Genomic DNA, 18,738 nt, shown 5'->3' with positions numbered 1-18,738 from the left:
GACAGGCCGGTCTTCTCGATGAAAAGGAAAACCTACTTATTTGCTCCCGGAGCCGTAATGAATCAGCGTGCCTGGACTATAGGCCGGATTCAAATAACATTCCAGATCCGCCTGAACGATTCGAATCAGCTTTCCCGCGCCGGGAGCGATCGGTTCGACCTGCAGCAGCATGCCTTCATGCTGGATTTCGAGCTTTGAAGCCCGCTCCTGCCGGATTCCTTCCAGCACCTGCTCCAGAGGCATGATCGTATACAACGTCATTGGGGCAGCCCTCCCCCCGCTCCGATATCCGCCGCTCGGGAAGCTTCCATGATCGCGCTCTCTGCAGCCGCGATCGGCAGCGTGTTTGCCGCAGCCGGCTTTGCTGCTTGAATCAGCCGGTTCAGCTCCCGCAGAGCTTGCCCAAGACCACCGACTTCATCAATCAAGCCGTGCTTGACGGCATCTTCACCGATCACGGTCGTGCCGATGTCGCGAGTCAATTCGCCAGTCTTGAACATCAGCTGCTTGAATGTCTCCTCCTTCACCTTGGAGTGGGAAGTGACGAAGCGGACGACCCTCTCCTGCATTTTTTCCAAATACTCGAACGTCTGCGGGACGCCGATGACAAGCCCGTTCATCCGGATGGGATGAATCGTCATCGTAGCCGTCTCCGCGATGAAGCTGCGGTTGCCGGCGACCGCGATCGGCACGCCGATGGAATGCCCGCCGCCTAGCACGAGCGTGACCGACGGCTTGCTGAGGGAGCTGATCATTTCCGCGATGGCCAGCCCCGCTTCGACGTCGCCCCCGACGGTATTGAGGACGATGAGGATCCCCTCGATCTTATTGCTTTGCTCAGCGGCCACGAGCTGAGGAATCAGATGCTCATATTTCGTCGTTTTGTTCTGCGGGGGCAGAACCATATGCCCCTCGACCTGGCCGATGATCGTCATGCAAAATATGTTGGATGGATCGGCGGCAGGAACGGACATCTGCCCCAGCTGCTGGATCGCCTCCAGCTTGGCTTTGTCCGCAGCGCTCGGCTCCGCCTGCTCCGAGGCGATCGCTTCCTCGTACTTGTTCAACTTAACCCCTCCTGATTGCCGGAATAGCTGCCATCGTAGTATGGGGTGCAGCCCTTTGTCCCATTCAGCCAGAGGAAAATACGGATATTCAACCGGTTTCAAGAGGAGGTACGGAGAGGGTTCGGGTGAGGGTTACGGAGAGGATTATGGAGAGGATTATAGAGAGGATTATGGAGAGGATTATGGAGAGGATTATGGAGAGCGTCAGGGAGAGCGTTATAGAGGGCGTCAGGGAGAGCGTTACGGTGAGCGTTACGGTGAGCGTTTCGGAGAGCGTTACAGACTTTGGCGGCGAAAATTGCAGATAGAGTTGCCGAATTGGGAACAATCCGCCCTGTAGGCAAAAAAGCCTGCCTCCGAAATCGGAGGCAGGCTCATGGGTCGAATTAAACTTCCATGATGATCGGAAGAATCATCGGACGGCGGCGCGTCTGCTCGTAGAGGAAACGGCCAAGAGCATCCTTGACGTTCGTCTTGAGCGAGGCCCATTCGTTGACCTTGTCGTTCATCAGCTTGTTGAGGGTCGTCGTTACGATCCGGTTCGCCTCGTCCAGCAAGCCTTCGGATTCACGGACGTAGACGAAACCGCGGGAAATGATGTCCGGGCCAGCCTTGATCGTGCCGTCCTGCTTGCTCAGCGTGACGACGACAACGAGAATGCCGTCTTGCGACAGCAGCTTGCGGTCTCGCAGAACGATGTTGCCTACGTCGCCGACTCCCAGGCCGTCGATGAGCACGTTGCCGGATGGAACTTTGGAGCCCTTGCGGCCTTCGCCGTTCTGGAACTCCACCGTGTCGCCGATATCGATCAGGAAGATGTTGTTCGGCTCGACGCCGACTGCCTCGCCAAGCTTGGCGTGCTGGCGCAGCATCCGGTACTCGCCGTGGATCGGAATGAAGTACTTCGGCTTGATCAGGTTGAGCATCAGCTTCAGCTCTTCCTGGCTGCCGTGGCCGGATACGTGGACGCCCGATACGGAGCCCGGTCCGTAGATGACGTTGGCGCCCAGACGGAACAGCTCGTCCACCGTACGGCCTACATCCTTCTCGTTGCCCGGAATCGGTGTCGCCGCGATGATGACGGTGTCGCCCGGCAAAATGTCGATCTTGCGATGCGTCGAGCGCGCCATGCGGGTCAGAGCCGACATCGGCTCGCCTTGGCTGCCTGTGCAGAGGACGACAACGCGGTCTGCAGCCATCTTGTTCACTTCTTCGGGCTCGATGATCATGCCTTCAGGCACGATCAGGTATCCGAGCTCAACGGCAATCGTCACGACGTTGACCATGCTGCGGCCGACGATGGCGACCTTGCGCTTCGTCGCCATCGCGGCGTTGAACACCTGCTGGATCCGGTGCACGTTGGATGCGAAGGTAGCGACGACGACGCGCTGCTGGGACTTGCGGAAAATTTCCGTCAGCTCCACGCCGACGTTGCTCTCCGAAGGGGTCATGCCCGGACGCTCCGCGTTCGTGCTGTCCGACAGCAGAGCGAGCACGCCGCGCTTGCCGATCTCGGCGATGCGCTGCAGGTCGGCGAACTGGTCGTTGACCGGCGTAAAGTCGAACTTGAAGTCGCCCGTATGGACGACAGTGCCTTCCGGCGTCTCGAGGCATACGCCGACCGAATCCGGAATGCTGTGGTTCGTCTTGAAGAACGTCGTGCGGATCTCGCCGAGCTCAAGCTCGGAGTCGGCATTGATGAGAATCCGCTTCGTCTCTCCGAGCAGTCCCGCTTCCTTCAGCTTGCTCTCGATCAGGCCGAGCGTCAGCTTCGTTCCATATACCGGAACGTTCAGATGGCGGAGCACGTACGGAAGGCCGCCGATGTGGTCTTCGTGTCCGTGGGTGATGACGATGCCGCGGACTTTGTCGCGGTTATCGGTCAGATACGTGATGTCCGGGATGACGATGTCGATTCCGAGCATGTCCTCTTCCGGGAACTTGAGGCCTGAGTCAACGACTACGATGTCATTGCCGTATTGGATGACATACATATTCTTGCCGATCTCGCCGACGCCGCCGAGGGCGAAGATGAGCAGCTTGTCCTGGGTATTCTTTTTTGACAAGGGATTTCTTACCTCCTATGTGATGTGAAGATAGAATGAGATCTATGGTTAAGAAAAACTCTTCCATGAGATGCACGGACTCCACCCGCAATGCCGCCACGCGGCCGGGCTTGACTCGATATTCACTTTGCCGCACCATTCACTTAGGAATATTATACATGATGCAAAAGATGGAACACAAGCCGATTGGAAATTCCAGCCGCAATATTTGTCTCCGCCGCAAATCATCATCCGGAGCCGGGATTGCAAGCGCGGATGAAAAGGGTGACAGGATGCATCCGGTCAATACGACAAAAAAACCGATGCGCAGCTAGGCGCATCGGTTGCAGAAAACGATCTTCTATAAGCCAAGCAGCTGGACCAAGGCGGAAGTTTCGGCTTCGTCCGCTTCGACGAGCGGCAGCCGGACACCGCCGACAGGCAGTCCTTTCAGCTCAAGCGCCTTCTTCACGAGAACGGGATTCGGAGCCTTGAACAATCCGTTGAACACCGGAAGCAGCTTCCGGTGCGACGCGGCGGCTTCGGCCGGACGGCCGGCCAGATAGGCTTCGATCATCGCCTTCATCTCGGAGCCGACGATATGGCTCGCTACGCTGACGACCCCGTAGGCGCCGACCGCCATCGCCGGCAGCGTCGCGCTGTCGTCGCCCGTATAGACACGGAATTCGGCAGGAGCTCCGGATATGATCTCCGAAACATGATCCAGCGAATGGCATTCCTTGGTCGCAACGATATTGGCCGCATCGCGAGCGAGCCGGATCGTCGTCCGCGCATCCATGCTCGCCACGGTCCGGCCAGGCACATTGTACAGCATGACGGGAAGCGCGGTCGCTTCGGCGATCGTCCTGAAGTGGCGGTACATGCCCTCCTGGCTTGGCCGGTTGTAATAAGGCACGACCAGCAGAATGCCGTCCACTCCCGCCTGCTCGGCCAGCTTGGTCAGGTGGACGGAATGGGCCGTATCGTTGCTGCCGGTGCCGGCGATGATGCGGGCACGCCCGGCCGCATGCTTGACGGCGAAGCGGAACAGCTCCAGCTTTTCGGCTTCGGCAAGCGTCGGAGACTCGCCGGTCGTACCGCTGACGACGATGGAATCGCTTCCCTGCGCTTCGATAAGATGGTCGATGAGCAGCCCCGTCGTCTTCCAGTCGATGCTGCCGTCATTGTGGAACGGAGTTACCATTGCCGTAATCAATCTGCCATAATCCATCTCTGTTCCTCCCCTGTTCCAGCGGACAACCATGACGGCCAGACCCGCTGCTTCTGTCTCGCTCTCAAGAGCGGCAGGCGGATGCCGCCCGCCCGCCCAACTCTATCCTATAAATGAAGCTCGAACTTCGCATGCAGGGCGCGCAAGGCGTTGCCCATATGCTCCTCCCGGACGAGCACCCAGATCGTCGTATTGGAATCCGCCGACTGGAGAATCGGAATGCCTTGCTCCGTCAGCGCCTCGACGATGCGCGCCATGACGCCGGGAACGCCGTTCATTCCGCCGCCGATGACGGACACCTTGGCGCAGCCGTTCACCGTCTGCGGCTCGAAGCCGAGCCCTTGCAGAACTTGGACCGCCTTGTCGGCGTCACGGTCGAATACCGTATAGAGAGCTCCGGCGGGCGTCACGTTGATGAAGTCGACGCTGATCCCGCTGCGGGCCATCGATTGGAACACCTGGAGCTGCATATCCGCTATGCCTTCAACCGTCCGGACGGATATCTGCGTGACGCCCTGGACATGAGCGATTCCCGTCACGTGGCGGTCGCGCAGCGGCGACGCGATGCTCAGAGCCGTCGGCATATCCGTCACGAGCGTCCCCTCGTCATCCGAGAATGTTGAGCGGACACGGAGCGGAATTCTGGCCTGCTGGGCGATCTCGACCGCCCGGGGATGGATCACCTTGGCCCCTTGGCGCGCCATGTTGCATATCTCGGCGTAACCGACTACGGTAAGCGGCTTCGCGTCTTTTACAATTCTTGGATCTGCGGTCAGAATCCCGTTCACGTCGGTATAAATATCGACGATCTCGGCATGCAGCGCCGCCCCGAGCGCCGTGGCGGACGTATCGCTTCCTCCGCGGCCGAGCGTCGTCAGGTCTCCCTGTCCGTTCTGTCCCTGGAAGCCGGTCACAATGACCACTTCTCCCCGGTCCAGATGCCCGATCATGCGGTCGGTGCGGATTTCCTCGATGCGGGCTTCGCCGAACTGGCTGCCGGTCACGACTCCGGCTTGGCCGCCCGTCAAGGCGACGCAGGGAATTCCCCTGGATGCCAGAGCCGTGCTCAAGACGACGGCCGAAATGATTTCTCCGCAGCCCATGAGCAGATCCCGTTCGCGAGCCGGAATCTCTCCGCCCTCTTCACTGGCGAGAGACAGCAGCGTATCCGTCGCATACGGATCCCCGCTGCGCCCCATCGCCGATACGACTACGACTAGACGATGGCCTTCGCCCAGCTCGCGCTGGATATGACGGACGACCAGCTCCCTGGTCTGCTTGGTCGCCACCGAAGTGCCGCCGAATTTTAAAACCCGTACCCCCATGGATGACATCCCTTCGCTGAAGCGGCTTCTTCCTTGAAGCCGCTCCTCTCCCTGATAGCATGCAGTTGAAACCCTTTATGGCTGAATCATAGAAAAGCCGCCAGCGGCAGCATGCTGCCGGCTGGCGTTCTCTTGTTCCGCGCCGCATAACGGCTGGAGAATTCCCGGCCGGCTGTCTTGAAAGCCGGTTCTCCGCACCTGTCTTTGTTGAAACCGGCTCCTCCATGGAGGAGCCGGCACGGTCTGGCTTATTAGCAACCTTATGCACTCGCCGCAGCCGCGATGTCTCCATCGGTCTCCAAAGGCGCCATGCCTAACTTCTCTCGATGAGGACGGGCTGCATCTGCTTGCCTTGCAAGGCATGCTCGCATGCTTCCATGGCAAGGTCCATCTTGGCGACGAGCGAATTCGGCTTGTTCACCGGATCATCCTGGCCGAACGGCACGAAGTAGATGCTCTTCGCCGCCATCAGCTTCGCGATGTTCGCCATGTTCAGCCCAAGGCCGTCGTTGGTCGAGATTCCGATGACGACCGGCCTGCCGTTGCGCATCTGCGCCTTGGCCGCCATCAGGACGGCGCTGTCGGTCAGAGCGTTCGCAAGCTTGCTCGTCGTATTGCCCGTGCATGGAGCGATCAGCAGCACGTCGATCCGCTTGGAAGGCCCGAGCGGCTCGGCCTGGACGATCGTCGAGATGATCTCATTGCCGGTAATCTCGAGCAGCTTGCTCTTCCACTCCTGGGCTGTACCGAAGCGGGTGTCCGTCGTCATCAGGCTCTGCGTGACGATCGGCACGACGTTGGCGCCGGCATCGACGAAGCGTTGAATCTGAGGCATGACTTCCGCGAACGTGCAGTGAGAGCCCGACAGGGCATAACCGACCGTTAGTCCGTTCCAGTTCATCATTCATTCCCCCGCGCGCTGATGTCTTCCATAATCAGCTGAGTGACACAATCAGCTATGATTCGGCCGGCAGTCACAGGGGCAACGATTCCCGGCAATCCGGGAGCAAGAATCGCCTTCAGTCCGCGCTTCTCCGCAAAGCGGAAATCCGTACCGCCGGGCTTGGAGGCCAGGTCGATAATAACGGCGCGGGAGGGCATTCTAGCAATCATTTGCGCTGTGACTATCATAGTTGGAATTGTGTTAAAAAGCAAGTCGATATTGGCTGCGTGATCGAGCAAATCCCTTGTGTAGAAAGGCTTTGCGCCCATTTCCTGCGCTCTTGCGAAATGCTCGGGACGGTGCACTCCTGCAAGCACCCGGGCGCCCAGGCCCTGAAGGGTACGGATAAGCGTAAGTCCCGTCCGCCCGAGGCCGAGCACCATGCACGAGGAGCCGTGAATGGTGATGTCCGTATTCTCAATAGCCATTTTGACGGCGCCTTCCGCCGTCGGAATCGAATTCGATATCGCCACGTCGTCCCGCTCGAACAGCTCCACAAGCTCGATTCCGCGGCTGGCGCACAACGACTTCAAATAAGGCCTCGCCATGCCGGCATAGACCTTGCAATGGTCTGGGACACGCGCAAGCTGCGCATCCGTCAGGCGCAGTTCGGAATTGCTGAAAGCAGCGGGTATAATGCCGTTGTCGTCCGTCCCTACAGCAGGCAGAAGAATGGCGTCTGCCTTGTCGAACAGCTCGTCGCGAAGCTCATTGTCCACGGTTCCGTCCGGAAGGGTTCGGAGTCCGTCAAATCCGGACACCGTAACGGCTGCATCCAGTTCCGACAGCCTGCGGATGACCTCTAGCTGCCTTGCGTCGCCGCCGATCAGCAGCACCTGAACGCCGGTCAGCATGCTGGCGTCACTTCCTCTCACCTTGATCGCCCTTAAGCGGCACATGGCCGGCTGCACCGGCCCATGCCGCTGCACTCACTCAAGCTTGGGAAAGGCTCCCCCGCCTCCGCTCCAGCCGCTTTCGTGCGTCTAGACCATGGTATGCCGCGGCGCATACGAGGGTTACTGCGGAATCGGGCTTTCCTTCCCGGTGCCCGGCCGCCTCCTCCCGAGCGGACACATAGGCAAGGACGGCAGGTCGGACTGCCCGAGAAAATTGAGGTCCGGTACATGCAAAAGGCTGTCCGGCGCCACCCCCATGGGTGGCGCCGGACAGCCTTTTAGTCGGGATGAGAAATCTAGGACAACGGCTTCATACGCCCGTATGTCCGAATCCCCCGGCCCCGCGAACCGTCTCGCTCAGCTCTTCGACCTCGGAGACGGATACGGCCGCAACGGCCTGGAATACCATCTGGGCGATCCGCTCGCCCCTGTTGATCGTGAACGGCTGCTGGCCCAGGTTGACCAGAAGCACCTTCACTTCTCCGCGGTAGTCGGCATCGATCGTTCCCGGAGAATTAAGCACCGTAATGCCATGCTTGTACGCAAGCCCGCTCCGAGGCCGGATCTGGGCCTCCAGCGTTTCCGGCATCGCCATGGCGAAGCCGGTCGGAACAAGCGCGCGCTCTCCTGGCTGAAGCAGCAACGGATCCGCTACAGAGGCATGCAGGTCGAAGCCTGCCGCCGCTTCCGACATCCGCAGCGGCAGAGGCACATCCTCGTTGCCGGGAAGACGCTTAAACTGCACCGGAAACAAATTGGTCCCTCCTCAGCTTGGCGGCCGGCCCTTCTTCGGAGCCGACCATAGCCACGGCGAACGGAACCTTCAGCATCGAAGCCGTCACGGCGCGGATATCTTCCATTTTGACCGCTTCGATCCGCTCGATCATCTCGTCGAGCGTATAGTGGCGGCCGAGCATGAGCTCGTTTTTGCCATTGCGGTTCATCCGGCTGCTCGTGCTTTCCAGGCTGAGGATCAGACTTCCCTTGAGCTGCTCCTTGCCCCTCGTCAGCTCCGCATCGGTGAGGCCCTTGGCCGAGACGTCGCCGAGCAGCTCCATCGTCAGGTCAAGCACATCCGCGGTCTGGCGCGGAGCCGTTCCGGCGTAGACGGTGAACAGTCCCGAATCGGCATAGGAGGTATGGTAGGAATAGACCGAATAGGCGAGTCCCCGCTTCTCGCGGATTTCCTGGAACAGCCGGGAGCTCATGCCGCCGCCGAGGGCGTTGTTGAGCAGGATCATCGCGTACAGGTTGTCGTCGGAAATGGAACAGCCCGGGAACGTGAGACAGATATGGTTCTGCTCCGTTTTTTTCGGGCGGAACAAGTACTCTCCCTTGAACTCGGGAGCCTCCAGGCTCCGTCCAAGCCCGCTGTCGGAGAAGCTGCCGAACTTGGCCTCCAGAAGCTCCAGCAGCCCCTTTTCCTCGATGTTGCCCGCGACGCTGATGACCGTGTTCTCCAGCGTATATTGTTCCTTCATATACCCGCGCAGGTCGGCCGGCCCCATGGAAGTCAGCCGCTCTTCGGAACCCAAGATGGAATAAGCGAGCGGATGGTCCCCGTAGGAAGCCCGGGAAGCCTCGTCATGGACCTTGTCGTCCGGCGTGTCCTCGTACATGGCGATCTCTTCGAAGATGACGTTCTTTTCCTTCGCCAGTTCTTCCTCGTCGAACCTGGAGTTGAAGAACATGTCCGCGAGAGCATCGACCGCAAGCGGCAGATGCTGGTCGAGCACCTTGGCGAAATAGCATGTATATTCCTTTGCCGTGAACGCATTCACATTGCCCCCGATGCCGTCGAACAGGTCGGCGATATCCTTGGCGCTGCGTGTATCCGTGCCTTTGAAGAGCATATGCTCGATAAAATGGGAGATACCGTTGTTGGACGGCGTTTCGCTGCGGGATCCCGTCTTGACCCAAATGCCGAACGATACGGAACGGCAGGTGGGAATCGGTTCCGCGACAACGCGCAGACCGTTGCTGAGTCTATATATATTCACCGGATCTCCTCCTTGAGTTTGATTATCATCATAACAAAATTAAGGTTTGGCCTCAACCGGAGCCTCGATCCGCTCCTCCGAAATCGTTTCGCTGACGGGCACAAGCAGCAGTCCTTTGCGTTTTGCCGCCTTGATCATGCCTTCGAGCGCATCTCTCGAGCTTGCGGTCGGATGCATCAGAATAAGCGATCCCGGCCCGATGCCTCGTGCGATCTTGTCGACGACCGAGCCCGGCGAAGGCTTGCGCCAATCCACCGTATCCAGCGTCCACATGACCGTCCTCAGTCCTTGCGCGCGCGCGGCTTTGATCGTCGAGGCGTTGTAGCTACCCGATGGCGGGGCGAACAGCCGGTTGCTTGCGCCGAGCGTATCCTTGAGCAGCTGCTCGGTGCGCGTGATCTGCGACGTCTGCTGCTCCATTCCGAGCTTGCTCATATCGGGATGAGAGTAGGCATGATTGGAAATCTCGTGGCCTGCCGCCTGGATTTTACGCGCTTCCTCCGGATATTTTTTCAGCCAGGATCCATCCAGGAAAAAGGTCGCCTTGACTCCGTACCGGTCGAGAGTCGCCAGCATCGGCTCCAAATATTCATTGCCCCACGCGACATTGATCATGAACGAGGCCGTCGGCTTCGCGGGATTGCCCCGATAGACCGGCTCCAGCGGATAGTCCTCCACGCTTACCTTCGGCTTGACCGCCTTGTACACATATTGAACAGGGGCATCGGGACGAAGCTTCGCTTGCCGGTAGGTGGCCTCGATATCGACTTCGCGCCCGTCATAGCCCGGTATCGCCCGGAACCAACGGTCGACCTTGGCATCCACCGGCGGGATATAGCGCTTTTCCGCCTCCTGCTTGATTTCCGTCCGCAGCGCCTCTTCGTTGTCTGTCAGCAGCATGGCCGACCGGATTTCACCGCTTTTGATCGCCTGAACGTACCCTCCGGCGCCGCCATAACTGACCGCAAGCAGGACGACGGCTGCGCCGAAGGCGGCGGACAAGCCCCATTGCCGCAGTTTCATCGCTACATCCCTCCACTCTTCTCCATGATTCCTATGAATAAGAGGGACAATTTATGCGGCTTGGACTCCGCGGGTCGGGGAATGTTCCCAAGAACAAAAGGCGTACGGACATGGCCGCGCAGGCAAATAAAAAAGAACCAGAGAGTGTCTCTGGCTCTGAGTTTTCGACGGGCTGCAATTCCAGCCGGAATCAGGCTTGGGAAGGAGCCTCGGCCGTAAGCACCGCTTTGCGGGACAGATTGATGCGTCCCTGCTGGTCGATCTCCGTGACTTTGACGGTGATGACGTCGCCGATGTTGACGGCGTCTTCCGTCTTGGCTACCCTCTCCGTCGACAGCTGGGAAATGTGGACCAATCCGTCCTTGTTCGGGAGAATCTCCACGAACGCCCCGAACTTCTCGACGCGCTTCACCGTGCCGGTGTAGATTTCGCCGACGACGACTTCCTTGACGATGCCTTCGATGATGGCGCGGGCGCGCTTGTTCATCTCTTCGTTGGAAGAAGCGATGTAGACCATGCCGTCCTGCTCGATATCGATTTTGACTCCCGTCTCCTCGATGATCTTGTTGATGATCTTGCCGCCTGCGCCGATGACATCGCGGATCTTGTCCGGATTGATGCGCAGCGTCATGATCTTAGGCGCGTATGCCGACAGGCTCTCGCGCGGCTTGCTCATCGTGGCGTTCATCTTGTCCAGGATATGCATGCGGCCTACGCGGGCCTGCTCCAGAGCCTGGGTCAGAATCGCGCGGTCGATGCCGTCGATCTTGATGTCCATCTGGATGGCCGTTACGCCTTCAGCGGTGCCGGCGACCTTGAAGTCCATGTCCCCGAGATGATCTTCCATGCCTTGAATGTCCGTCAGGATGGAGAAATGCTCTCCGTCCTTGATCAGCCCCATCGCCACGCCGGCTACCGGCGCCTTGATCGGTACGCCTGCGTCCATCATGGCCAGGGAGCTGGCGCAGATGCTCGCTTGCGAAGTGGAGCCGTTGGATTCCAGCACCTCGGATACGAGGCGGATCGTGTACGGGAAATCGGCTTCCGAAGGAAGAACCTTGGAAAGGGCGCGTTCGCCGAGGGCTCCGTGTCCGATCTCGCGGCGTCCAGGCGCGCGCAGAGGGCGTGCTTCGCCGACGCTGAACGGCGGGAAGTTGTAATGATGCATGAAGCGCTTGGTCGTCTCCGGGCTGATGCCGTCGAGAATCTGGACATCGCCGAGCGCTCCCAGGGTGCAGACGCTGAGCGCCTGCGTCTGGCCGCGCGTGAAAAGGCCTGTGCCGTGCGTGCGGGGCAGCACCGATACGTCGCAGTCGATGGGACGGATCTCGTCGAGTCCGCGTCCGTCCGGACGAATCTTGTCATGCGTAATGAGGCGGCGCACTTCTTCCTTGACGATGTCGTACAGCGTTTCCTTTACGTCGCCCATGAGCTCCGGAGTTTCCGCATAGACTTCCTGGAAGTGGGCGACCGCTTCGCTGTTCGCGAGATCGATCGCTTCCTGGCGGGCATGCTTTTCCTCGATGCGGATCGCTTCGATCAGACGTGCGGAAGCGAACGCCCGGACAGCGTCGTTGACTTCGGAATCGACGGTATGGAGAACAACCTCCATCTTTTCCTTGCCGCATTGAGCCGTCAGCTCGTCGATCGTAGCCACGATGTTCTTGATTTCTTCATGGCCGAACATGATCGCTTCCAGCATGACTTCCTCCGTCAGCTCGTTGGCTTCGGCTTCCACCATCATGATGGCGTCTTTCGTGCCGGAAACAACGAGTTTGAGATCGCTGGCTTCTTCCTGCTCGACCGTCGGGTTGATGATGAACTTGCCGTCCACTCGGCCTACGATGACGCCTCCGATCGGTCCGTTGAACGGAACGTCGGAAATGCTCAGCGCAGCGCCTGTGCCGATCATCGCGGCAATTTCAGGCGGGCAATCCTGATCCACGCTCATGACGAGGTTCAGCACTTGAACATCGTTGCGGAACCCTTCCGGGAACAGCGGACGGATCGGACGGTCGGTCAAGCGGCTCGAAAGGATAGCCTTCTCGCTCGGGCGTCCTTCGCGCTTGATGAAGCCTCCAGGAATCTTGCCCACGGCGTAGAGGCGCTCCTCATAGTTGACCGTAAGCGGGAAGAAGTCCAGATCCTTCGGACCCGAAGAAGCGGTAACGGTACAGAGGACGACGGTATCGCCATATCGTACCGTAACGGCAGCATTGGCCTGCTTGGCCAGGCGGCCGCTTTCGAGGGTCAGCTGGCGACCCCCCAGTGTCATTTGAACCTGGTGCATGATATCCCTCCTAATCTAGAAAAATATTCGGCGCAGCCTCGGGTTATCCTGCCCGGCGCGGACGCCCGACCTTCTCCTGAAGCCTTGTCCGGATATGTAAAAATACACTTGTCGAATTGATTATAAAAAGCAACCGGGCTGCAGCCCTTCCGGGAATCCCGGACAGCTGGACAACCAGGTTGCTTCTTCAACAGCTTCTTAGCGGCGAAGACCGAGCTTCTCGATCAGAGCGCTGTAACGTCTAACATCCTTGTTTTTCAGGTATGCCAGCAGCTTGCGGCGCTGACCGACCATTTTCAGAAGACCGCGGCGCGAGTGATGATCTTTCTTGTGCGTCCGCAGGTGATCCGTAAGGTTCACGATGTTCTGAGTAAGGATTGCGACCTGAACTTCAGGAGAGCCGGTGTCGCTTGCATGCGTCTTGTGCTCTTCGATGAGCTCTTGCTTGCGTTCTTGCGTAAGTGCCATCCTAGTTCACCTCCAATTACGTAATAGGTTGCTTGAGTAGCCGCCGTCAGCCTCGCCGCCGCCGGTGAGAGCGGACAGGCCAAGCCAAGGCCGTGATGGCCGGAGCAATTCCGGACAACATTAAACAGTATAGCATCTACGGGTAACAAAGTAAACGCCTGCCGCTCGGAAGCTCTTCCGCAGCGCCGCTCAGTCCTCCAGCAATTCCCTGGCGCGAGCCTTGTCTCGGCCAAGCTGGGAGACGAGCTCGTCGATTCCCGAGAACTTCTGTTCCGTTCGCAGGAAATGAACGAAGTCGATCTCCAGCCTGTTCCCGTACAGATCTCCCTCGAAATCAAGCAGATGGGCTTCAAGAACGGGGACGATCTTGTCCTTGTTGAACGTAGGCTTCATTCCGTGGTTCAGCACCGCATCATGGACAGCAGGCTCCCCCCCTAGGGGAGAAGGAATCCTGACCTTGACCGCATAGACGCCAAGCCGAGGCAGGACGTAAGGCTGGTCCGGACTCAGGTTGGCCGTGGGGAAGCCGAGCAGCCTTCCCCTGGCATCACCGTGCACGACGATGCCGCTGACCCGGTAAGGCCTTCCCAGCAGCTCGGCCGCGAGATCGACGCGGCCGTCCTCCAGCGCTTCCCGCACATAGGTGCTGCTGACTTTGAGCCCGTCCCTCTGTGCGGCCGGAACAATATCGACCGTGAAGCTTCCGCTTCCCAGCTCAGCCAGCATGTGCGGGGTTCCTGCGCCGCGGCTTCCGAACGTGAAGTCGAAGCCGACGACGGCATGGCTGACGCCGAGCGGCACCAGCACCTCCCTAGCGAACATCTCGGGACTGATGGCGGCAAAGGCAGGGTCGAATTGCATGATGAAGACGGCATCCGCCCCTGCTTCCCGGAACAGCTCCAGCTTCGCGTCGAGCGGCGTCAGGCATTCGGCGAAGCCGCTGCCGATGCCGAGCACTTCGCGGGGATGCGGGTGGAACGTCATCACCGCGGCGCGGGTTCCCGATCGGCGGGCCTCTTCGACAGCACGGTCGATCACATGGCGGTGCCCGAGATGGACGCCGTCAAAATGCCCGATAGCCAGGCAGCACGGCGCCGGGGAAAACGCCGGTTCATTGCTGCCGTTGATCGGGTAGCTCAGTTCGTAAATCTCCACTTCCATTCACCCGCATTCCTTTTAATCTTCAGGAAGCCTGCAGCCCCGGTTCCAGAGAAATCCCGGATCCCGGCTCTGCGGCCCGCATGGCGATCCGCTATTCCGAATCGGGCCGGGCGAACACCTTCACCGGCTTCACCATGCTTCCGTCTTCCGTAATTTCAAACACGCCGGCAAAGGAGCCGTCCTGGCCATAAAGCCGGAATTGGCTTCCTTCCGCAGGACGCTCGTCCAGCCACTCGACCGGAATCCGGCGGCCTTGCAGAGCTTGGCGCATAGCCGGCGGGGCGGCGCTGGAGCGCGGCATGTGGGCAAGCGCCGCTTCCGCAGGAAGCAGGCGCTGCTCCAGCGTCCCCTGCTCCATCAACAGCTGGGCTTGTTCAAGCGTCAGGCAATCCTCTTCCGAAAAGCCCGCCGACAGCGTGCGCTTGAGCTCCGCCATGGCGGCAGGCACCCCGAGCTTGCTGCCGATATCTTCGCACAGCGTGCGAATGTACGTCCCTTTGGAACAGACGACCCGGAACCGGACGAGCGGATGCGGCCTGTCCAAATCCATGGACAGCACATCAAGCGAATGAATCGTGGCTTGACGGGGCTTGCGCTCCGCCGTCTTGCCTTCCCGCGCCAATTCATAGAGCCGCTTGCCGTCAACCTTCACGGCCGAATACATCGGCGGCAGCTGCATGATTTCGCCCAGGAAGGACATCAGGGCTTGCCTTATATCCTGCTCGCTCAATGCGACTGAGTCCACTTGCTCCAGAATCTCGCCGGTCAAGTCGAGCGTATCCGTAGAAATGCCGAGCTGCAGGACGGCCTCGTAGGCTTTGGGCAGCTCCTGCATGTATTCAACCACGCGTGTCGCTTGGCCGACGCATAAAGGAAGCACGCCGGTCACCATAGGATCCAGCGTGCCCGCGTGGCCGATGCGTTTGGTCCGGAGCAGCCTGCGGCATTTGGCCACCACGTCGTGGGACGTCCAGCCGGCAGGCTTCCAGATTGCCAAAATTCCATCCATCAGTCTTTCAGTTCCTCCCTTATGACGGCCAACAGGGAGCTCATCGCTTCCTCTATCGGGCCGTCAATGCGGCAGCCGGCCGCCCGGATATGGCCGCCTCCGCCGAAGCGGGAAGCGATTGCCGCCACATCAAGCGTGCCTCCGGAGCGCAGGCTTGCCTTGACGCTTCCGTCGCGCAAGCCTTTGAACAGGATGCCAGCCTCTACGCCTTCGACATTGCGGGCATAATTGACAAGGCCCTCCAGATCCTCCGGCGCAGCGCCTGTCTCCTGCATGTCTTCGGGCGAGATATGCATCGTGCAGACGCGGTCGCCATAATGAAATTCCATCCGGTTCAGCCCTAGCCGAAGCAGCTTCAGCTGAGGCAGCGACATGCGTTCCAGCAGCCGATCGGCGATGGCATGGCCGCCCGCCCCGGCTTCAAGAAGCTCCGATGCTGCCTGCATGACCCTGGTATCTGTATTGGAATACCGGAAGCCTCCCGTATCCGTAAGCAATCCGGTGTAGAGCATTTCCGCCGCCGGCTGCTCCAGAGGCATGCAAGCGGTCCGGACGAGCCCGTACAGAATCTGTGCCGTGGCCGCGGCATCGGGAACGACGAGATTGACGGCTCCGTATCCGTTATTAGTAGGATGATGATCGATATTGAGCAGCTCGTACCCGTCTTCGAACCATTCCGCAATTCGTCCGATCCGTTTGAAATCGGCGCAGTCGACGGCAATGATCCGCTTGAACTTCCGCCCTTGGTTTTCTCCATAGCGGAGAATGCCTTCCGAGCCGGCCATGAAGCGTAGCCTGTCCGGCACGAGGTCTTCATTGGCCAAGACAGCCTTCTTGCCCAGCTTGCCGAGCAGCCAGGCCGCAGCAAGCGTGGAGCTCACCGCATCCCCGTCAGGCTGAACATGGGAGACAACCAAGTAGTCGTCTCCCTCGTTCATGAACTGCAGAGCAGCTTCGTATAGATCCTGCCCCGCCCCGGTCATTGGCCTCCGTTGTCACGGTTGATGTCCGTGAGCAGAGACTCAATGCGGCTGCCGTACTCGATGCTGCTGTCGAATTTGAAGAGCAGCTCCGGCGTATGGCGCAGACGGATTCGCTTGCCGAGCTCCGAACGGATGAATCCGGTGCCGCGCGCGAGCGCCTTCAATGTTTCTTCCTTTTGATCGTCGCTTCCGAGCACGCTCAGGTACACTCTCGCCTGGGACATGTCGTTCGTGACTTCGACGCCGGTCACCGTGATGAAACCGATGCGGGGATCCTTGAGCTCAGCCTGGATGATCTGGCTGAGCTCCTTCTTGATCTGTTCCCCCACCCGGCCTACGCGGATCTTAGCCATGGTGAATCACCTCTTTAACGTTCTACCTTTTCCTGCACGAAGGCTTCGATAACGTCGCCCTCTTGAAGATCATTGAAGCGCTCGACTGTAATGCCGCACTCGTAGCCTTGAGCGACATCCTTCACATCATCCTTGAAGCGCTTGAGCGTGTCGATTTTGCCTTGGTATACGACGATGCCGCTGCGGACGATGCGGGCTTCAGCCGAACGGGAAATCTTGCCGTCGATGACCATGCAGCCTGCGATCGTGCCGACCTTGCTCACCTTGAACAGGTTGCGCACTTCGGCGTGGCCGATGACGACTTCCTTGAAGACCGGATCCAGCATGCCCTTCATGGCCTGCTCGATTTCTTCGATGACGTTGTAGATGATGTTGTGCAGGCGGACGTCGACCTTCTCCTGCTCGGCAGCCACGGCGGCCTGAGTCTCAGGACGGACGTTGAAGCCGATGACGATGGCGTTGGAGGCCGATGCCAGCGTGATGTCGGATTCCGTAATCGCGCCGACGCCGTTGTGGATGCTCTTCACGCGGACGCCTTCCACTTCGATCTTCTCGAGCGAGCCGCGGAGAGCTTCCAGGGAGCCTTGAACGTCGGCTTTGATGATGACGTTGAGGTCCTTGATCTCGCCTTCCGTAATGTGCTTGTAGAGATCGTCCAGCGTAACGCGGGAATTCGCTCCCATTTCCGACTGGCGCTGCTTGATCGAACGGCGTTCCGCGATGTCGCGGGCTTTGCGCTCGTCCTCGAACACCATGAACGGATCGCCGGCTTGCGGAACTTCCGTCAGGCCCGTAATCTCGACCGGAGTCGAAGGATCGGCTTCCTTGAGGCGGCGTCCCTTGTCGTTGATCATGGCGCGCACGCGGCCGAACGTATTGCCGGCTACGAATGCATCGCCGATCTTCAGCGTCCCGTGCTGCACGAGCACGCGGGCTACCGGGCCTTTGCCCTTGTCGAGCTCGGCCTCAAGCACGGTGCCGCGGGCGCGTTTGTTCGGGTTGGCCTTGTAGTCGTTGACCTCGGCCACGAGCAGGATCATTTCCAGCAGCTCTTCGAGATTGATGCGCTGCTTGGCGGAAATGTTGACGAAGATCGTGTCTCCGCCCCACTCTTCCGGTACGAGCTCGTATTTGGTCAGCTCCTGCTTGATCGTATCCGGATTCGCATCCGGCTTGTCGATCTTGTTGACCGCCACGATGATCGGGACATTCGCCGCTTTGGCGTGGTTGATCGCTTCGACCGTCTGCGGCATGACGCCGTCATCGGCCGCCACGACGATGATCGTGATGTCCGTCACTTCGGCTCCGCGGGCGCGCATCATCGTGAACGCGGCGTGGCCCGGAGTATCGAGGAACGTAATTTTCTTATTGTTGATTTCGACCTGGTACGCGCCGATATGCTGCGTGATGCCGCCGGCTTCGCCGCCGGTCACGTTCGTGGAGCGGATTGCGTCCAGAAGCGTCGTTTTGCCGTGGTCGACGTGGCCCATGATGGTCACGACCGGAGCGCGGGCGATGAGATTCTCTTCCTCGTCCTTCTCTTCGACCGTCTCGAAATCGTCTTCCTCGACCGGAATCTTGATTTCGACTTCCTCCACTTTGAACTCGGATGCGACGAGCTGGATCGTCTCGATATCCAGTTCCTGATTGATCGTCGCCATGACGCCAAGGAAAATGAGCTTCTTGATGACTTCGGAAGCGTCCTTGTGGAGCAGCTTGGCGAGGTCGCCGACGGTCATGCTGCCGCGGACGATGATTTTCTTCGGCGTATTGTCGATTTTCTCGCGTTGAGGCTGCTGGCCGCCGCGGCCGCCTTTGCCGCCTCTGCCGCGGCTCTTGTAGCTGCCGCCGCGATCGTCGAAGCGACCGCCCGCGCCTTGGCCGGGCTTGCCGCCGCCTCTGCGGTTGTTGTTGCCGCCGGGACCGCCTGTGCGTCCGGCTCCG

The 18,738-nt window shown here is 59.6% G+C and carries 19 protein-coding genes; 2 read left to right on the top strand and 17 right to left on the bottom strand.

Features of this window, described 5'->3' with window-relative positions:
* Positions 1-36: 36 nt before the first annotated feature.
* Positions 37-261, bottom strand: a complete 225-nt coding sequence (locus tag PHU01S_RS15735; protein WP_127508411.1) for a YlzJ-like family protein — start codon at positions 259-261, stop codon at positions 37-39.
* A complete protein-coding gene (locus PHU01S_RS15730) occupies positions 258-1,046 on the bottom strand; it encodes a ClpP family protease (protein WP_232313233.1) in 789 nt (262 codons plus the stop codon). Before PHU01S_RS15730 ends, PHU01S_RS15735 begins: the two co-directional genes overlap by 4 nt.
* 146 nt (positions 1,047-1,192) lie before the next feature.
* On the opposite strand from PHU01S_RS15730, the gene PHU01S_RS15725 reads away from it, so the two are divergent.
* Positions 1,193-1,375, top strand: coding sequence for a hypothetical protein (locus PHU01S_RS15725; RefSeq protein ID WP_127508408.1), 183 nt, complete (start codon positions 1,193-1,195; stop codon positions 1,373-1,375).
* Between the two features lie 78 nt (positions 1,376-1,453).
* Here PHU01S_RS15725 and PHU01S_RS15720 read toward each other — a convergent pair whose 3' ends face one another.
* Positions 1,454-3,133, bottom strand: a complete 1,680-nt coding sequence (locus PHU01S_RS15720) for a ribonuclease J (RefSeq protein ID WP_048748600.1) — start codon at positions 3,131-3,133, stop codon at positions 1,454-1,456.
* 158 nt (positions 3,134-3,291) lie between these two features.
* Between PHU01S_RS15720 and PHU01S_RS25835 the strand changes: the two genes are divergently transcribed.
* On the top strand, positions 3,292-3,447 hold the full coding sequence (locus PHU01S_RS25835) for a hypothetical protein (RefSeq protein WP_157060348.1): 156 nt from the start codon (positions 3,292-3,294) through the stop codon (positions 3,445-3,447).
* 26 nt (positions 3,448-3,473) lie between these two features.
* Here the strand turns inward: PHU01S_RS25835 and dapA are convergent, their stop codons facing one another.
* From dapA to infB, 14 genes are all read right to left on the bottom strand, one after another.
* Positions 3,474-4,343, bottom strand: coding sequence for a 4-hydroxy-tetrahydrodipicolinate synthase (gene dapA / locus PHU01S_RS15715; RefSeq protein ID WP_048748599.1), 870 nt, complete (start codon positions 4,341-4,343; stop codon positions 3,474-3,476).
* A gap of 107 nt (positions 4,344-4,450) precedes the next feature.
* A complete protein-coding gene (dapG, locus tag PHU01S_RS15710) occupies positions 4,451-5,668 on the bottom strand; it encodes an aspartate kinase (protein WP_048748598.1) in 1,218 nt (405 codons plus the stop codon).
* 313 nt (positions 5,669-5,981) lie between these two features.
* Positions 5,982-6,569, bottom strand: a complete 588-nt coding sequence (locus PHU01S_RS15705) for a dipicolinate synthase subunit B (RefSeq protein WP_049867528.1) — start codon at positions 6,567-6,569, stop codon at positions 5,982-5,984.
* Positions 6,569-7,465, bottom strand: coding sequence for a dipicolinate synthase subunit DpsA (gene dpsA, locus PHU01S_RS15700; protein ID WP_048748596.1), 897 nt, complete (start codon positions 7,463-7,465; stop codon positions 6,569-6,571). Before dpsA ends, PHU01S_RS15705 begins: the two co-directional genes overlap by 1 nt.
* A 352-nt stretch (positions 7,466-7,817) precedes the next feature.
* A complete protein-coding gene (dut, locus tag PHU01S_RS15695) occupies positions 7,818-8,261 on the bottom strand; it encodes a dUTP diphosphatase (protein ID WP_021878673.1) in 444 nt (147 codons plus the stop codon).
* Positions 8,242-9,507 carry a M16 family metallopeptidase gene (locus PHU01S_RS15690; RefSeq protein WP_021878674.1) on the bottom strand — a complete coding sequence of 422 codons (1,266 nt, stop codon included), beginning with the start codon at positions 9,505-9,507 and terminating at the stop codon, positions 8,242-8,244. The genes dut and PHU01S_RS15690 overlap by 20 nt, the downstream gene beginning before the upstream one ends.
* 39 nt (positions 9,508-9,546) lie before the next feature.
* Positions 9,547-10,530, bottom strand: a complete 984-nt coding sequence (locus PHU01S_RS15685) for a polysaccharide deacetylase family protein (RefSeq protein WP_048748595.1) — start codon at positions 10,528-10,530, stop codon at positions 9,547-9,549.
* 190 nt (positions 10,531-10,720) lie between these two features.
* The gene (gene pnp / locus PHU01S_RS15680) at positions 10,721-12,820 is read right to left on the bottom strand and encodes a polyribonucleotide nucleotidyltransferase (protein WP_048748594.1); all 2,100 of its coding nucleotides are present in this window, start codon (positions 12,818-12,820) and stop codon (positions 10,721-10,723) included.
* Positions 12,821-13,018: 198 nt separating this feature from the next.
* The gene (gene rpsO / locus PHU01S_RS15675; protein WP_021878678.1) at positions 13,019-13,288 is read right to left on the bottom strand and encodes a 30S ribosomal protein S15; all 270 of its coding nucleotides are present in this window, start codon (positions 13,286-13,288) and stop codon (positions 13,019-13,021) included.
* A gap of 189 nt (positions 13,289-13,477) precedes the next feature.
* On the bottom strand, positions 13,478-14,449 hold the full coding sequence (locus tag PHU01S_RS15670) for a bifunctional riboflavin kinase/FAD synthetase (RefSeq protein ID WP_127508401.1): 972 nt from the start codon (positions 14,447-14,449) through the stop codon (positions 13,478-13,480).
* A gap of 91 nt (positions 14,450-14,540) precedes the next feature.
* Positions 14,541-15,458 carry a tRNA pseudouridine(55) synthase TruB gene (gene truB / locus PHU01S_RS15665; protein WP_049867530.1) on the bottom strand — a complete coding sequence of 306 codons (918 nt, stop codon included), beginning with the start codon at positions 15,456-15,458 and terminating at the stop codon, positions 14,541-14,543.
* Positions 15,458-16,396: a DHH family phosphoesterase gene (locus PHU01S_RS15660; protein ID WP_246029251.1), complete on the bottom strand. Its 939-nt coding sequence runs from the start codon at positions 16,394-16,396 to the stop codon at positions 15,458-15,460. The genes truB and PHU01S_RS15660 overlap by 1 nt, the downstream gene beginning before the upstream one ends.
* 41 nt (positions 16,397-16,437) lie before the next feature.
* Entirely contained in the window at positions 16,438-16,794 is a 357-nt protein-coding gene (gene rbfA / locus PHU01S_RS15655; protein WP_048745314.1) for a 30S ribosome-binding factor RbfA, read from the bottom strand.
* Between the two features lie 14 nt (positions 16,795-16,808).
* Positions 16,809-18,738 (bottom strand): translation initiation factor IF-2 (gene infB / locus PHU01S_RS15650; RefSeq protein ID WP_127508398.1); only part of this gene is annotated, 1,930 nt, incomplete at its 5' end.

It is taken from the genome of Paenibacillus humicus NBRC 102415, from assembly GCF_004000905.1.
Classification (GTDB): Bacteria; Bacillota; Bacilli; order Paenibacillales; family Paenibacillaceae; genus Paenibacillus_O; species Paenibacillus_O humicus.
This window is presented reverse-complemented; position numbering and strand designations above follow the sequence as displayed.

What these genes read in the sequence shown, in the direction of transcription:
- PHU01S_RS15705 (WP_049867528.1), bottom strand. Translation starts at nt 6,569, where the DNA reads ATGAACTGGAACGGACTAACGGTCGGTTATGCCCTGTCGGGCTCTCAC.
- rbfA (WP_048745314.1), bottom strand. Translation starts at nt 16,794, where the DNA reads ATGGCTAAGATCCGCGTAGGCCGGGTGGGGGAACAGATCAAGAAGGAG.
- PHU01S_RS15670 (WP_127508401.1), bottom strand. Translation starts at nt 14,449, where the DNA reads ATGGAAGTGGAGATTTACGAACTGAGCTACCCGATCAACGGCAGCAAT.
- PHU01S_RS15685 (WP_048748595.1), bottom strand. Translation starts at nt 10,530, where the DNA reads ATGAAACTGCGGCAATGGGGCTTGTCCGCCGCCTTCGGCGCAGCCGTC.
- dapG (WP_048748598.1), bottom strand. Translation starts at nt 5,668, where the DNA reads ATGGGGGTACGGGTTTTAAAATTCGGCGGCACTTCGGTGGCGACCAAG.
- dapA (WP_048748599.1), bottom strand. Translation starts at nt 4,343, where the DNA reads ATGGATTATGGCAGATTGATTACGGCAATGGTAACTCCGTTCCACAAT.
- PHU01S_RS15660 (WP_246029251.1), bottom strand. Translation starts at nt 16,396, where the DNA reads ATGAACGAGGGAGACGACTACTTGGTTGTCTCCCATGTTCAGCCTGAC.
- PHU01S_RS25835 (WP_157060348.1), top strand. Translation starts at nt 3,292, where the DNA reads ATGATGCAAAAGATGGAACACAAGCCGATTGGAAATTCCAGCCGCAAT.
- PHU01S_RS15735 (WP_127508411.1), bottom strand. Translation starts at nt 261, where the DNA reads ATGACGTTGTATACGATCATGCCTCTGGAGCAGGTGCTGGAAGGAATC.
- pnp (WP_048748594.1), bottom strand. Translation starts at nt 12,820, where the DNA reads ATGCACCAGGTTCAAATGACACTGGGGGGTCGCCAGCTGACCCTCGAA.
- truB (WP_049867530.1), bottom strand. Translation starts at nt 15,458, where the DNA reads ATGGATGGAATTTTGGCAATCTGGAAGCCTGCCGGCTGGACGTCCCAC.
- dpsA (WP_048748596.1), bottom strand. Translation starts at nt 7,465, where the DNA reads ATGCTGACCGGCGTTCAGGTGCTGCTGATCGGCGGCGACGCAAGGCAG.
- rpsO (WP_021878678.1), bottom strand. Translation starts at nt 13,288, where the DNA reads ATGGCACTTACGCAAGAACGCAAGCAAGAGCTCATCGAAGAGCACAAG.